This is a genomic window from Phenylobacterium sp., from assembly GCF_030651755.1.
Lineage (GTDB): Bacteria > Pseudomonadota > Alphaproteobacteria > Caulobacterales > Caulobacteraceae > Phenylobacterium.
Genome location: NZ_JAUSBZ010000096.1, coordinates 1 through 13,086, shown reverse-complemented (window position 1 = coordinate 13,086; position 13,086 = coordinate 1). Strand labels below are relative to the sequence as shown.

The 13,086-nt window shown below is 66.9% G+C and carries 12 protein-coding genes, 1 pseudogene and 1 riboswitch; of the genes and pseudogenes, 9 read left to right on the top strand and 4 right to left on the bottom strand.

Going from position 1 to position 13,086, the window contains the following annotated elements; genetic code table 11:
• Nucleotides 1–348 (top strand): OmpA family protein (locus tag Q7V15_RS08850; protein WP_304755153.1); only part of this gene is annotated, 348 nt, incomplete at its 5' end.
• A 79-nt stretch (nucleotides 349–427) separates the two neighbouring features.
• Here the strand turns inward: Q7V15_RS08850 and Q7V15_RS08845 are convergent.
• Nucleotides 428–997, bottom strand: coding sequence for a TMEM165/GDT1 family protein (locus Q7V15_RS08845; RefSeq protein WP_304755152.1), 570 nt, complete (start codon nucleotides 995–997; stop codon nucleotides 428–430).
• A gap of 55 nt (nucleotides 998–1,052) precedes the next feature.
• Nucleotides 1,053–1,190: riboswitch (yybP-ykoY riboswitch) on the bottom strand.
• 310 nt (nucleotides 1,191–1,500) lie between these two features.
• Between Q7V15_RS08845 and Q7V15_RS08840 the strand changes: the two genes are divergently transcribed.
• From Q7V15_RS08840 to Q7V15_RS08830, 3 genes are all read left to right on the top strand, one after another.
• Nucleotides 1,501–3,387: a ribonucleoside-diphosphate reductase subunit alpha gene (locus Q7V15_RS08840; RefSeq protein ID WP_304755151.1), complete on the top strand. Its 1,887-nt coding sequence runs from the start codon at nucleotides 1,501–1,503 to the stop codon at nucleotides 3,385–3,387.
• A gap of 180 nt (nucleotides 3,388–3,567) precedes the next feature.
• A complete protein-coding gene (locus Q7V15_RS08835; protein WP_304755148.1) occupies nucleotides 3,568–4,419 on the top strand; it encodes a lipid A-modifier LpxR family protein in 852 nt (283 codons plus the stop codon).
• Between the two features lie 172 nt (nucleotides 4,420–4,591).
• A complete protein-coding gene (locus Q7V15_RS08830) occupies nucleotides 4,592–5,635 on the top strand; it encodes a ribonucleotide-diphosphate reductase subunit beta (protein ID WP_304755147.1) in 1,044 nt (347 codons plus the stop codon).
• 42 nt (nucleotides 5,636–5,677) lie between these two features.
• Here Q7V15_RS08830 and htpX read toward each other — a convergent pair whose 3' ends face one another.
• Nucleotides 5,678–6,616 carry a zinc metalloprotease HtpX gene (htpX, locus tag Q7V15_RS08825; RefSeq protein WP_304755145.1) on the bottom strand — a complete coding sequence of 313 codons (939 nt, stop codon included), beginning with the start codon at nucleotides 6,614–6,616 and terminating at the stop codon, nucleotides 5,678–5,680.
• 115 nt (nucleotides 6,617–6,731) lie between these two features.
• On the opposite strand from htpX, the gene Q7V15_RS08820 reads away from it, so the two are divergent.
• Nucleotides 6,732–8,183: an AMP nucleosidase gene (locus Q7V15_RS08820; RefSeq protein ID WP_370689796.1), complete on the top strand. Its 1,452-nt coding sequence runs from the start codon at nucleotides 6,732–6,734 to the stop codon at nucleotides 8,181–8,183.
• 6 nt (nucleotides 8,184–8,189) lie between these two features.
• Here Q7V15_RS08820 and Q7V15_RS08815 read toward each other — a convergent pair whose 3' ends face one another.
• Complete coding sequence (locus Q7V15_RS08815) at nucleotides 8,190–9,032, bottom strand: alpha/beta fold hydrolase (protein ID WP_304755142.1); 843 nt, start codon at nucleotides 9,030–9,032, stop codon at nucleotides 8,190–8,192.
• Between Q7V15_RS08815 and Q7V15_RS08810 the strand changes: the two genes are divergently transcribed.
• On the top strand, nucleotides 9,021–9,794 hold the full coding sequence (locus Q7V15_RS08810; protein WP_304755140.1) for a tyrosine-protein phosphatase: 774 nt from the start codon (nucleotides 9,021–9,023) through the stop codon (nucleotides 9,792–9,794). The genes Q7V15_RS08815 and Q7V15_RS08810 overlap by 12 nt on opposite strands.
• Here the strand turns inward: Q7V15_RS08810 and Q7V15_RS08805 are convergent.
• Entirely contained in the window at nucleotides 9,791–10,516 is a 726-nt protein-coding gene (locus Q7V15_RS08805) for a glutathione S-transferase family protein (protein ID WP_304755138.1), read from the bottom strand. The two genes, Q7V15_RS08810 and Q7V15_RS08805, sit on opposite strands and share 4 nt — an antisense overlap.
• An 89-nt stretch (nucleotides 10,517–10,605) precedes the next feature.
• On the opposite strand from Q7V15_RS08805, the gene Q7V15_RS08800 reads away from it, so the two are divergent.
• From Q7V15_RS08800 to Q7V15_RS08790, 3 genes and pseudogenes are all read left to right on the top strand, one after another.
• Nucleotides 10,606–11,337 (top strand): YafY family protein, encoded by a 732-nt coding sequence (locus tag Q7V15_RS08800; RefSeq protein ID WP_304755137.1) that lies wholly within the window; start codon nucleotides 10,606–10,608, stop codon nucleotides 11,335–11,337.
• Nucleotides 11,338–11,468: 131 nt separating this feature from the next.
• Entirely contained in the window at nucleotides 11,469–12,641 is a 1,173-nt protein-coding gene (locus Q7V15_RS08795) for an alanine--glyoxylate aminotransferase family protein (RefSeq protein WP_304755136.1), read from the top strand.
• Between the two features lie 39 nt (nucleotides 12,642–12,680).
• Nucleotides 12,681–13,086, top strand: a pseudogene (locus Q7V15_RS08790) (aminodeoxychorismate synthase component I); the annotation flags it as partial.

The following is a 13,086-nucleotide window of genomic DNA, read 5'->3' as shown; positions in this document are numbered from 1 at the left end:
CCTGCGGCGTATGAAGCCCGGCAGTTCGTGGTCTACTTCCCGTTCGATCAGTACATCCTGACGCCGGAAGCCCAGGCCGTGGTCTCTGAGGCCGCCAACTACGCCCGCGGTGGCTCCGCCACCCAGGTCGTCGTGATCGGTCACACCGACTCCTCCGGCTCGCCGGCGTACAACATCCGCCTGTCGGAACGTCGCGCCAAGGCCGTGGCTGACCAACTGGTCGGCATGGGCGTCAATCAAGGCGCGCTGCAAGTCGACTGGAAGGGTGAGAGCCAACTGGCTGTCCCGACCGGCGACGGCGTGAAAGAGCCTCTGAACCGTCGTTCGACCATCGACATCAACTTCTGATTTCGATTTCGAACCGACTGATCAGTCGATCGATGGGGAGCCCGGCCGCAAGGCCGGGCTCCTTTCGTTTGAGGGCTGACTATCCGAAGATCAGGATCCAGAGGCCGATCAGGGCGAAGGCCAGGGCCGCGAGGCCCCTGATCAGCGTCAAGGGCAGTCGCCCGGCGGCGGCCTGTCCCACCAGCACCACCGGGGCGTTGGCCAGCATCATGCCCAGGGTGGTGCCGGCGGCCACCTGCAGGACGTCCTGGAACTGGGCGCCGAGGGCGACGGTGGCGACCTGGGTCTTGTCGCCCATCTCCACCAGGAAGAAGGCCACCGTGGTGGTCCAGAAGATCGAGGCCCCTGGGCGGGTCGTCGGCGTCTCTTCGTCTTCCAGCTTATCGGGGATCAGCGCCCAGGCGGCGAAGGCCAGGAACAGGCCGCCGAGCACCCACCGCATCCAGGGCCCGTCAAGCCAGGCGGCGGCCACGGCCCCCAGCCCTGCGGCCAGGGCGTGATTGGCCAGGGTGGCGACGAATATGCCGCCGAGGATCGGCCAGGGCCGCCGAAAGCGTGCGGCCAGCAACAGGGCCAACAGCTGAGTCTTGTCGCCGATCTCGGCGACGGCCACCAGGCCAGTAGATATGAGGAAGGCTTCCAATGTCATGTCCCGGCGGGGTCGGACGGCATACCTATGGCGATCGACGCCTCCGACCCCGCATGGTCGACGCGCGAACGCCAAAGGTCTTGCCAAGTCTGATCGACCGGACGCGCCATACCCGGGGGCCGGAGCCCAAAGGTAAGTGTGTTGACGCGCCCCCCGCTGGAGATACGGGCGGCTACTCCCCAATGACCCGGAGGGGTTTAGAGTGTTCGGCGGCAAAGGCAAGCCGGCGCCCTGGGCGCGGGCGGCGGCGCCTGGACCAATTGTCACAGTCTCGTGAGCCCCTGGAGTCCGCGGGGGCGGAAAGGTCAGCAGGATCAGCGCCCGGCCCCTGGTCGTTAAGACCTTGGTAACGAAAAACCCTGGGGGCGAACTGTCACACCCCGTTGACGAGTCATTAGGCACTGTGGCCCCATATTGTGGTGCCTCGGGGTGGGGCAGCTACTACATATAGCGGGTGGGGCCGTTTTCGGGCATGGGTCCGAAGCCCCTGAAAGTAATAGGTTTTGGCCATGAGCGGCAGTGAAGCGGCGATTTTGAAGGTTTCTGAGGCGGCTTCGGCGGCGCAAAACCGCGCTGAGCGGCCTCAGCTGCAGCTGGTCCGGAAGGTGGAGGTCGATCGCAGCCGCGACGCCCTGCTGACCGATTTTGGCAAGACCACCCTGGAAGATCGCTACCTGCTGGCCGGCGAGTCCTACCAGGACATGTTCGCCCGGGTGGCGACGGCATTCGCCGACGACGCCGACCACGCCCAGCGGATCTACGACTACATCTCCAACCTGTGGTTCATGCCCTCGACCCCGGTCCTGTCCAATGGCGGGGCCGATCGCGGCCTGCCCATCTCCTGTTTCCTGAACGCGGTGCGTGACAGCCTCGACGGCATCCAGGAGGTCTGGAACGAGAATGTGGCGCTGGCCTCCAACGGCGGCGGCATCGGCACCTATTGGGGCGGCGTCCGCTCCATCGGCGAAAAGGTCAAGGGCGCCGGCCAGACCAGCGGCATCATCCCCTTCATCCGGGTCATGGACTCCCTGACGCTGGCCATCAGCCAGGGCTCCCTGCGCCGGGGCTCGGCGGCGGTCTATCTGGACGTCCATCATCCGGAGATCGAAGAATTCCTCGAAATCCGTAAGCCGTCCGGCGACTTCAACCGCAAGTCGCTCAACCTGCATCACGGCATCAACATCACCGACGACTTCATGGAGGCCGTGCGCGCCGGTGAGTCCTTCGGCCTCCGCTCGCCCAAGACCAATGAGGTGATCCGCGAGGTGGACGCCCGGTCGCTCTGGCAGAAGATTCTCGAAATCCGCCTGCAGACCGGCGAGCCCTACCTGATCTTCTCCGACACCGTGAACCGCGCCATGCCTCAGCATCAGCGGGATCTGGGTCTCAAGGTGCGCCAGTCGAACCTGTGCTCGGAGATCATGCTGCACACCGGCGTCGACCACCTGGGCAAGGATCGCACCGCGGTCTGCTGCCTGTCGTCGGTGAACGCCGAAAAATTCCTGGAATGGCGCGACCATCCGACCTTCATCGAGGACGTCATGCGCTTCCTCGACAACGTCTTGCAGGATTTCATCAGCCGGGCCCCCGGCGAGATGGACAACGCCGTCTACGCCGCCATCCGCGAACGGTCGGTGGGCCTGGGGCTGATGGGCTTCCACACCTTCCTGCAGGCCCAGAACGTGCCCTTCGAGAGCGCGCTGGCCAAGTCGTGGAATATGCGCCTGTTCAAGCACCTGCGCCGCCACTGCGACGCCGCCAGCCGTCGGCTGGCTGAAGAGCGTGGGCCTTGCCCCGATGCGGCCGAGCGTGGGGTCATGGAGCGCTTCTCGCACAAGCTGGCCATCGCCCCGACCGCCTCGATCTCCATCATCTGCGGCGGCACGAGCGCCGGCATCGAGCCGATCCCGGCCAATATCTATTCGCACAAGACCCTGTCGGGCACCTTCGCGGTCCGAAACCCCTATCTGGAGCGCCTCCTCGAGGAAAAGGGGCTGAACACCCCGGCGGTCTGGGACACCATCCTGGAGAATGAGGGCTCGGTTCAGCACATCGACGCCCTGAGCGACGACGAGAAGGACGTCTTCAAGACCGCCTTCGAGATCGACCAGCGCTGGGTGGTCGAGCTGGCCGCTGATCGCACGCCGGACATCTGCCAGTCCCAGTCGGTCAACCTGTTCCTGCCGGGCGACGTGGATAAGTGGGACCTGCACATGCTCCATTGGATGGCCTGGGAGCGGGGCTGCAAATCGCTCTACTATCTCCGGTCCAAGTCGGTGCAGCGGGCGTCTCACGCCGGGGCCGCGGTCGCCATCGCCGGCATCGTCCCGGCCATGGCGCCGCCGGAGCACGAACGGACCGACTATGAGGAATGTCTGGCCTGCCAATAGGCCAGCGGTCTTAGCCCGAGAAATGGGCGTCCCCCCACGCGGAACGACATAGGGTGGGCTTGCGACGTCCTGGCGCAGTCAATATGGGCGTCAGGGAACTCTCAGTATCTTCACGACATTGAGCCTTCATGGAATGGTGTCATGTGAACCCGTAGATTGGCGGGGGCTGGAGAGGGATCAATGAAACGCGCGGCTGGGTTCGTCATCGCAATGGGACTTGGCGCCGCCTCGGGTGCGGCCGCTGACGACCGGTTGCGAACACAGGGCGAATTCACCCAATCGGCCTACGCCCTGATGGATGCGGCGTTCGCGCCGCAACGGACCGTCACCGACCCCGATCCGATCCAGACCTTGATCGACCAGGAGGCCTATGTCGCCGGACAGGGGCCGGTGCGCTGGCGCACGAGCGAGACACCCCTGGCGGTGTCCGGCGGCGGCGCGGTGGTCGACAGTCTGCGGATCAGTGTCGGCGGCCCACTACGGGGGCCAGGCGGCCTGCCGCTGAATCCTGAGCGGGCCGAGTTCGACGCCCAGGCCTATGAAGTCACCATGGTGCGCAATTGGCCCCGGGCGATGCAATTCGCCGCCGCGGGCTACGACGTGGATGTCACCCCCCATGCAGGGCTGGGCATTGGCGCCGGCGGCGGACAGGCGGAGGCTGGCGCCCAGTTGCGTCTGGGCCAGCGTTTGGATGACGAGGTTGAGGATCGCCTCAACGCCATGGGCGTTCGGGATGGTCAGGCCTTCGGCCAGACGGGGCGCTGGTATGTGTTCGCCGCCGCCAGCGGCCGGGCTGTCGGGCTGAACATGCTGCGCAATGGGGGCGAATGGGACCCGGCCGGTTGGTCCACCGATCGCTCCAGCGCCCTGATCGGCGACGCCCATGTGGGTGTTGGCTGGCGCAAGGGTCCGGTCCAGGCCGCCCTGGGCTATGTCCACCGCGAGGTGAAGGGCCAGCATATGATCTGGGGGCAGGAAACCCGCAACGACCAGATCTTCGCCCTGTCCTTCGCTATCAAGCCGCAGAACTAGGGTCCCGCAGGGCTTCCAGCTGAGACCTCAGCCACGCTGCATTTAGTGGCCGAGCGCTCGCCATTCACAACATCTTGGGGTCATGCGGCGGTTTGCCCCTTAGCGACCCGGCGGTTCGCTGGTATGGTCTTCCCCGACACCAGCCCAATCCCAGACTCGGGGAAGTCTCGCCGTGACCGACGCCGCCCACAGCTCCCTGCCCGGCCTTCTGACGCCTTCCTATGCGTACAAGCCCTTTCGATACCCCTGGGCCTACGACTATTGGAAGAAGCAGCAGCAGGTCCACTGGATGCCCGAAGAGGTGCCCCTGGGCGAGGACGTCAAGGATTGGGCGGCCAAGCTGAACGACAAGGAGCGGGCCCTGCTGACGCAGATCTTCCGCTTCTTCACCCAGTCCGACGTCGAGGTGAACGACAACTACATGGAGCGCTACGGGCGGGTGTTCAAACCCACCGAGGTGAAGATGATGCTGGCCTCGTTCTCCAACATGGAGACGATCCACATCGCGGCCTATGCCCTGCTGCTCGAAACCATCGGCATGCCGGATTCCGAGTTCACCGCCTTCCTGGATTACCAGGAGATGCGGGACAAGCATGACTACATGCAGCAGTTTGGCGTCGATTCAAACGCCGACATCGCCCGCACGCTGGCCATGTTCGGCGGTTTCACCGAGGGCCTGCAGCTGTTCGCCAGCTTCGCCATGCTGATGAACTTCCCCCGCCACAACAAGATGAAGGGGATGGGCCAGATCGTCTCCTGGTCGGTGCGCGACGAAAGCCTGCACTGCGAGGGGATCATCCGGCTCTATCACGCCTTCAACGCAGAGACGAAGGTGGTCACCAAGTCGGTGGCCGACGACATCGTCGACTGCTGCAAGACCGTGGTGGGCCTGGAGGACAAGTTCATCGACCTGGCCTTCGAGGCCGGCGAGGTCCAGGGCATGACGCCGGCCGACATCAAGGCCTATATCCGCTTCATCGCCGACTGGCGCCTGCGCCAGCTGCATCTGCCCGAGGTCTATGGGGTGAAGGAAAACCCCCTGCCGTGGCTGCAGTCGATGCTGTCAGGGGTGGAGCACGCCAATTTCTTCGAGGCCCGCTCCACCGAATATTCCAAGGCCGCCACCAAGGGCCAGTGGCACGGCGACGCCGGAGTCTGGTCAGAGTTCGACCGCCTGCTCATCAAGCGCACCGACAACACCCTGCCGGCGGAGTAGGGGCCGTCGGGCTCAAGTCCAAGGGCGAGCGCGTGTAATGCCCTAGCCCCAGGGACCGCCCTTCGAGCGCCGCGTAACCGGCACCGCCGTGCCCACGGCCCGGGCCGCCCGCTGTACGGGCGCAGCCACCTTGCCGGCCATCTCCATCAGGGCCTTCACCCGGTTCGGGGTCGCCGGATGGGTGGAGAACAGGTTGTCGGCCCCGCGTCCCGACAGGGGATTGATGATGAACATCTGGCCGGTGGCCGGATTGCGCTCGGCGGGCAGGTTCACCGTGCCCCGGGCATAGTGCTCGATCTTCTGCAGGGCGTCGGCCAGGGCCTCAGGATCGCCGCAGATCTCGGCCCCGCCGCGATCGGCCTCATATTCCCGCCCCCGGCTGATGGCCATCTGCACCAGGCCCGCGGCCATGGGCGCCAGGATCATCAGGGCGATGGTCCCGATCATGCCGCCGGGACGCTCCCGGTCATTGCCGCCAAAGAACAGCGCGAAATTGGCCAGGGCCGAGATGGCGCCGGCCACGGTGGCGGTCACCGTCATGGTCAGGGTGTCGCGGTTTTTCACATGGGCCAGCTCATGGGCCATCACCCCGCGCACTTCCCGCCGGTCCAGCATCCGCAGCAGGCCCTGCGTGGCGGCCACCGCGGCGTTCTGCGGATTGCGGCCCGTGGCGAAGGCGTTGGGCTGGTCGGTGGCCATCACATAGACCTTGGGCCTTGGCATGCCGGCGCCGTCGGCCATGTCATAGACATCGCGGACATAGTTGCGGATCAGGGCCTCGCCGTGGGTCTCGTCCACCTGCTGGGCGCCATGCATCTTCAAAAGGATCTTGTCGGAGTTCCAGTAGCTGAACAGGTTCATGCCGCCAGCGAAGACCAGGGCGATCATCATGCCGCTGGCCCCGCCGATCATGAAGCCGATCCCCATGAACAGGGCGGTCAGGGCGGCCAGCAGGGTGAAGGTTCTCAGGTGGTTGTGCATCTTGTGTTCAGCGATTGATCCAGGCGCCAGATATGGGGAGGCCGAAGGGAGCAGCGCAAGATCGGCGTGCGTTCTGCCCCCTCGAAACCGTCAACCAGGGGCGCTATGATCGACCATGACAATGACGAATGATCCCGCCGCCATCGTCGCGCGGCTGACCGAGGAATATCTGGCCTCCGTCAAGGCCCTGCGGGGCGCCCTGCAACGCTTCCTGGACCAGGGTGAAATCCCTGATCCCGCCCTGCGGGCCGGCGGCGCCTTCACCTATCCGGAACTGCGGCTCCGCTGGCCGCGCGGGGAGGCCTTTCCGCGTCTGGCCAGGGCCTATGCCCGCCTTTCAGCGCCCGGAGACTATGCGGTCACCGTGACGCGGCCGGACCTGTTCGGCGACTATCTGGTCGAGCAGCTGACCCTTTTGATGGGCGACTTCAATGTCGCCGTCGAGGTGGGCCGCTCCAGTCAGGAAATTCCGTTCCCCTATGTGCTGGACGGCACAGTGGACCTGGCCAAGGCCGATGTGGGCGCCGGCGAGATCGCCCGGCACTTCCCCACCACCGAGCTCGCCCATATCGGCGACGAGATCGCCGACGGCTTCTGGACGCCCGCCCTGGAGGAGGCCCGGCCGCTGGCCCTGTTCGATGGCCTGCGGACCGACTTCTCCCTGGCCCGACTGGCCCACTATACCGGCGCGCCGGCCGAGCATGTTCAGCCCTATATCCTGTTCACCAACTACCACCGCTATGTGGATGAGTTCGTCGCCTGGGCCTGCGCCCAGCTGAAGGCCGGCGGCCCCTATACGGCGCTGTCGGCGGCCGGTCGGGTGATGGTGACGGCGGAGACGGAAAACCCTGAACTCGTCGTGGCCGAGGCCCCTTGGCGGCGCCACCAGATGCCCGCCTACCACCTGATGGCCAAGGACGGGCGTGGGGTCACCCTGATCAATATCGGCGTCGGCCCCTCCAACGCCAAGACGATCACCGACCACCTGGCCGTGCTGCGCCCCCAGGCGTGGCTGATGATCGGCCATTGCGGCGGCCTGCGCGGCAGCCAGACCATCGGCGACTACGTGCTGGCCCACGCCTATCTGCGCGACGACCACGTGCTGGACGACGTCCTGCCGCCGGAAATCCCCATCCCGCCCATCGCCGAGGTGCAGGTGGCCATGAACCGGGCCGCTGAACGGGTCACTGGCGAGGCCGGCGATCTGCTCAAGCGTCGGCTGCGGACGGGTACGGTGGTGACCACCGACGACCGGAACTGGGAGCTGCGCTATTCGCTGTCGGCGCTCCGGTTCAACCAGTCCCGGGCCGTGGCCATCGATATGGAAAGCGCCACCATCGCCGCTCAGGGCTACCGGTTCCGGGTGCCCTACGGGACCCTGCTCTGCGTGTCCGACAAGCCCCTGCACGGGGAGATCAAGCTGCCGGGGCAGGCCAACGCCTTCTATGAGCGGGCCATCGGCCAGCACCTGCAGATCGGCCTGGCGACCCTGGACCTGCTGCGGGAGGAGGGGGCGGCCCTGCACTCGCGCAAGCTGCGCAGCTTCGACGAGCCGCCGTTCCGCTAAGGGGCTTCAGGCCGTCAGGAACCGGACGACCGCCTCGCCCAGCTCAGGCGTCGCGGCTGCGGCCCGGTGGTCGCCGGGTACGATGACCAGTTCGCCGTGCGGCAACAGCTCGACCAGCTCGTGGGGCGAGCCATTGTCGCGATCAGCCTCGCCGCAGACCACCAGGGTCGGCGTGGGGATCGCCCGGATCTGCCCTTCGGTCGTTTCCTGGAAGGCGGCCAGCACGCCGAGCATGGCCTGCGGATTGAGGCCCATCTCGGCCATCAGGGCCTGGATGAACTTGCCGGCCCGGGGGTCCCGGGCGTTCGCTCCGTTGCGGATGGAGTCTTCGAACATGGCCGCCCGGGCGCCGGCCGCCATGACCCCTGAGGCGCCCATGCCGCCCAGGGCCATCCGACGGGGGCGAAGGCCGCCGATCACCGCGCGCACCGAGGTCCGCGCGCCGAGCGAATAGCCGACCAGATCAAAGTCGCTCAGGCCAAGATGGGCGATGAGCGCGGCCTGGTCCCTGGCCAGCACATCCTGCGGCCAGGCCTCGGCTTCCACCGGCGCGCCGGACTCCCCATGGCCGCGCAGGTCAGGGGCAATCACCTGGAAGCCTGCGGCGACCAGGCGTTCCGCATGTCCCGGCAGGAACCAGTTCTGCTGGCCGCTGGAGAAGAAGCCATGCAGCAGCACGACCGGGCGGCCAGCGCCGGCGGTATGGACGGCGATCTCGACGCCGTCGAAGCTCTGGAATCGGGTGGTCTGGGGCTCTGTCATAAGATCAACCTGTGGCGCCGCCGCGCCTTCGTCCAGGCCCTGGATTTCGCCGGCCGCCGGGTTTAGAGCCTGCCGATGCAACGACATATGGACTTCGAAGGCATCGAGAATTTCCGCGACTTTGGCGGTTACGACACCGCCTGTGGTCGGGGCCTGCGCTCTGGCGTCCTCTATCGCTCGGCCAATCATGGCCGCGCCACGCCAGCCGATCTCGCCCGCCTGCGGGAGCTGGGCCTGTCGGTGGTGGTGGACCTGCGTCGCCCAGCCGAACGGGCTCGGGAGCCGTCGCCGCGGCCTGAGGGTTTCATGGCCCATGTGATCGAGAACGATCTGGGAGAGCCCGGGGACCCTTGGCTGGCGGCGCTGAAGGATTCCGATATCAGCGCCGACTTCTTCCGGGCCGATGGGGTCAGATTCTACCGGGAAGCCCCCTTTGAAGCCCGTCATTTGGACCTGTTTTCGCGCTATTTCCGCGCCCTTTCGGCCTCTGAAGGCGCAGTTTTGGTGCATTGCGTGGCGGGCAAGGACCGCACCGGCATGCTGTGCGCGCTCACCCACCACATGGCCGGCGTCCACGACGACGACCTGATCGCCGACTATCTGCTGACCAATGACGAGACCCGGATTCAGCGCCGGATTCCCTTCATGATGGAGTTCGTCGCCGAACACGCCGGCCGCGCGCCCACCGAGGAGGCGGTGCGCACGGCGCTCAGCGTTCATCCAGAATATCTGCAGGCGGCCTTCGCCGTCATGCGCGACCAGTGCGGCTCGCTGGACGGCTATCTGGAGCAGGCGCTGGGGATTGACCGTGACATGCGCGAGGCGATCAGCGCCCGAATTCTGGCCTAGGCGGCGTCCATGGCCTGGGGCGTGTGCTGCGGGAAGAAGAGCCGCATAAGGCGCTCGGCATAGGCCACGAGGTTGGGATAGGCCAAGGCGGCCTCCCGGACCGGAGAGGCGAAGACCGGACAATAGAGGCCGGCCAGGAAGCTCAGGGCGGTGGCGTCCACGCCGGCCGGCCGCTCGCCCATCAGATAGGGCTTGTCACCCAGCAGGACGGATAGCGCGCCCAGGGAGCGGTCGGCCAGGGCGGTGATCTCCGCTAGGCTGTGCCGGGCCACGCCTTGGGCGGTCATGGCGTGGCGAACTTCGCCCAGGACCTCCTGGCGGACCTGCTCGCGGCCGGGCTCGGGGATGTCGTCAAAGAAGTGAGCCGGTCCAATGGCGAAGTTCTCGGGGATTAGCCAGCGGCAATAGCCGAGCGCCCAGCCCAGGTGGTCCTCGATCATCCGCTCGGCGGCCCAGGCGACCGCGCGCTGCTCGGGCGACAGGCCCTCATCAAAGTCGATCCCATAGGCCTCTTCGATGTGCTGGCGGATGAAGGTGGAATCGGCCACCACCAGGCCGCCGTCGTCCAGATAGGGCAGCTTGCCCTTGGGCGCCTTTTCCAGGTCGCCGTCGACCTTCAGATAGCCGAGGCCGGCCATCTTCAGCTGGGTTTCGGTCTTCATCACATAGGGGCTGGGGTCGGGCAGGCCAAAGGCGGGGCCAAAGCCATAGAGCGTGATCATGGGGTCCTCCTTGCGCGATCCAGACCGTGATAAGGAGGGCCTCCTGTCAGCGTCTTGTCAGCAGACAAGCGAGCCTATGGAGGACGGTGATGCGCCGCGCCGATCGCCTGTTCCAGATCATCCAGATCCTTCGCCGCGGCCGCCGGCCGGTGACCGGCGCAGCCCTGGCCCAGGAGCTGGAGGTCTCCCTTCGGACCCTCTACCGGGACATGGCCGACCTGATCGCTCAGCGGGTGCCGATCCGGGGCGAAGCCGGGGTCGGCTATGTGCTGGACGACGGGTTCGACATGCCGCCGCTGATGCTGACGGCCGAGGAGCTGGAGGCGACCCTGCTCGGCGCCCAATGGGTCAGCAGCCGGGGCGACCCCGACCTGGCCCGGGCGGCCCATGATCTGGTGGCCAAGATCGCCCAGGTGATCCCGGAAAACCTGCGCCCCTTCATCAGCTCCTCGCCGCTCACCGCCTCGCGCCGGCCTGACGCGGCCTGCGACGCCCTGGACATGTCCCAGCTGCGTGCGGCCCTGCGGGAGGAACGCAAGGTCGCCCTCGATTATCGTGATGAAGGCGGGACGGTCACCGCCCGGGTGATCTGGCCGGTGACGGTAGGCTATTTCGATACGGTGCGGGTCATCTGCGCCTGGTGTGAGCTGCGCGCTGATTTTCGGAATTTCCGCACCGACCGGGTGGTCGGCGCACGGTTCCTGACCGATCGATACCCACGGCCGAGATCACAGCTCTGGGCCCAGTGGCGCAAGAGCTTCCCGAGGGAATACGACCATACAAAGGGTGGGATTTCGGAGAGACCCGACGTCCGGCGCTGACCTCCAAGTCTGCGCCGGACGTCTTCCAGGGGCTGAACCTCCGACAAGGTTCAGTGACAAGGTTTGCGCTCAGGCGCCGTCTCGGCCTAATCACCTCGCTGTGAAATTGGGCTGCAAGATCAGAGGGCGCCATGCAGAGCTTTCAACCCCCCCGCCGAATCCTCATGGGCCCCGGCCCGTCCGATGTGAGTCCCCGGGTGCTGTCGGCCCTTGCGCGGCCCACGATCGGCCATCTGGACCCGGCTTTCCAGGGGCTGATGGAAGAGATCAAGTCCGCCCTGTCCCGCCTGTTCAACGCCCCTGATCACATCTGCGTGCCCCTGCCGGCGCCGGGAACGGCGGGCATGGAGGCGGCGCTGATGAATCTGCTGGAGCCGGGTGATCTGGCGGTGGTCTGCGTCAACGGCGTGTTCGGCACGCGGATGGTCGACATGGCCGGGCGGGCCGGCGCCGAGGTGGTGGTGGTCGAGGACGAATGGGGGACGCCGGTCAGCCTCGACAAGGTGGAGGCGGCGCTATCTGGCCGTCAGGCCAAGGTGCTGGCTTTTGTCCATGCCGAAACCTCCACCGGGGTCCGTAGCGATGCGGCCAGCCTGTGCGCCCTGGCCCGCAAGCATGGCGCCCTGTCCATCGTCGATTGCGTGACCTCCCTGGGGGGGATCGCCGTCGATGCGGCGGCCTGGGACGCCGATGTCCTCTATTCCGGGACCCAGAAGTGCCTCTCGGCGCCCCCTGGCCTGTCGCCGGTGGCGTTTTCCAAGCGGGCGGTGGAGGCCATCGCCGCGCGCAAGGAGAAGCCCCGCAACTGGCTCTACGATATCGGCCTGCTGATGAGCTACTGGGGCGGGGAGGGCGGCCGGACCTATCACCACACCGCCCCGATCAACGCCCTCTATGGTCTGCACGAATCCCTGGTGGTGCTGTTCGAGGAGGGCCAGCAGGCCGCCTTTGTCCGCCATGCGCGGATGCATGAGTCCCTGGTGGCCGGGCTTGAGGCCCTGGGTCTGGAGATGCTGGTGGCGCCGGCCCATCGCCTGCCCCAGCTCAATACGGTGAAGATCCCCGAGGGCGTCGACGAGGCGGCCGTGCGCAACCATGTGCTGGAGCACTGGAACCTGGAGATCGGGGCCGGGCTTGGCCCCCTCAAGGGCAAGGTCTGGCGGATTGGCCTGATGGGCGCCTCGGCGACCCCCTGGCATGTGCGTCTGTGCCTGACGGCCCTGGCCGAGGCCCTGGCCGTCCAGGGGTTCAAGGGCGCCAAGGATGCGGCCCTGGCCGCCGCCGACGCCGCCCTCGCCGCCTGATCGCTTTCCAGCCGCGCCATAGGGGGCTATGGCGCGCTGATGCGTCGTGTCGCCCAGATCGAAGCGCCTTGGCGCGAGCCGGCCCAGGTCCTGTCGGCCCTGGCTGAGGAGGCCTGGAGCCTCTGCCTTTTGTCGGGCGGCGGCGGCGGCCGGGGACGCTGGTCCTATCTGGCCGCCCGGCCGCACCGGGTTCTGGTTGTCGAGGCGCGCGAGGAGGTTGATCCCTTCCGGGCTCTGGCGGACCTGATCCCCGAAGGGGAGGTGCTGGCGGATGGGCCTCCCTTCCAGGGGGGCGTCGCGGGCCTGGCCGCCTATGAGCTCGGCGCCAGGGCTCAGGGGCTGGCGCTGGCGAGCCACCCGGCCTGGCCGCACCTGGCCGTCGGCCTCTATCGCGCCGTGCTCGCCTTTGACCACCAGGACCGCCGCCTGCTGGCCATTGGCCGCG

Bases quoted from the DNA above. Each gene is read 5' to 3' on its own strand.
- Q7V15_RS08800 (WP_304755137.1), top strand. From the start codon at position 10,606: ATGCGCCGCGCCGATCGCCTGTTCCAGATCATCCAGATCCTTCGCCGC.
- Q7V15_RS08820 (WP_370689796.1), top strand. From the start codon at position 6,732: ATGACAATGACGAATGATCCCGCCGCCATCGTCGCGCGGCTGACCGAG.
- htpX (WP_304755145.1), bottom strand. From the start codon at position 6,616: ATGCACAACCACCTGAGAACCTTCACCCTGCTGGCCGCCCTGACCGCC.
- Q7V15_RS08845 (WP_304755152.1), bottom strand. From the start codon at position 997: ATGACATTGGAAGCCTTCCTCATATCTACTGGCCTGGTGGCCGTCGCC.
- Q7V15_RS08795 (WP_304755136.1), top strand. From the start codon at position 11,469: ATGCAGAGCTTTCAACCCCCCCGCCGAATCCTCATGGGCCCCGGCCCG.
- Q7V15_RS08805 (WP_304755138.1), bottom strand. From the start codon at position 10,516: ATGATCACGCTCTATGGCTTTGGCCCCGCCTTTGGCCTGCCCGACCCC.
- Q7V15_RS08835 (WP_304755148.1), top strand. From the start codon at position 3,568: ATGAAACGCGCGGCTGGGTTCGTCATCGCAATGGGACTTGGCGCCGCC.
- Q7V15_RS08815 (WP_304755142.1), bottom strand. From the start codon at position 9,032: ATGTCGTTGCATCGGCAGGCTCTAAACCCGGCGGCCGGCGAAATCCAG.
- Q7V15_RS08810 (WP_304755140.1), top strand. From the start codon at position 9,021: ATGCAACGACATATGGACTTCGAAGGCATCGAGAATTTCCGCGACTTT.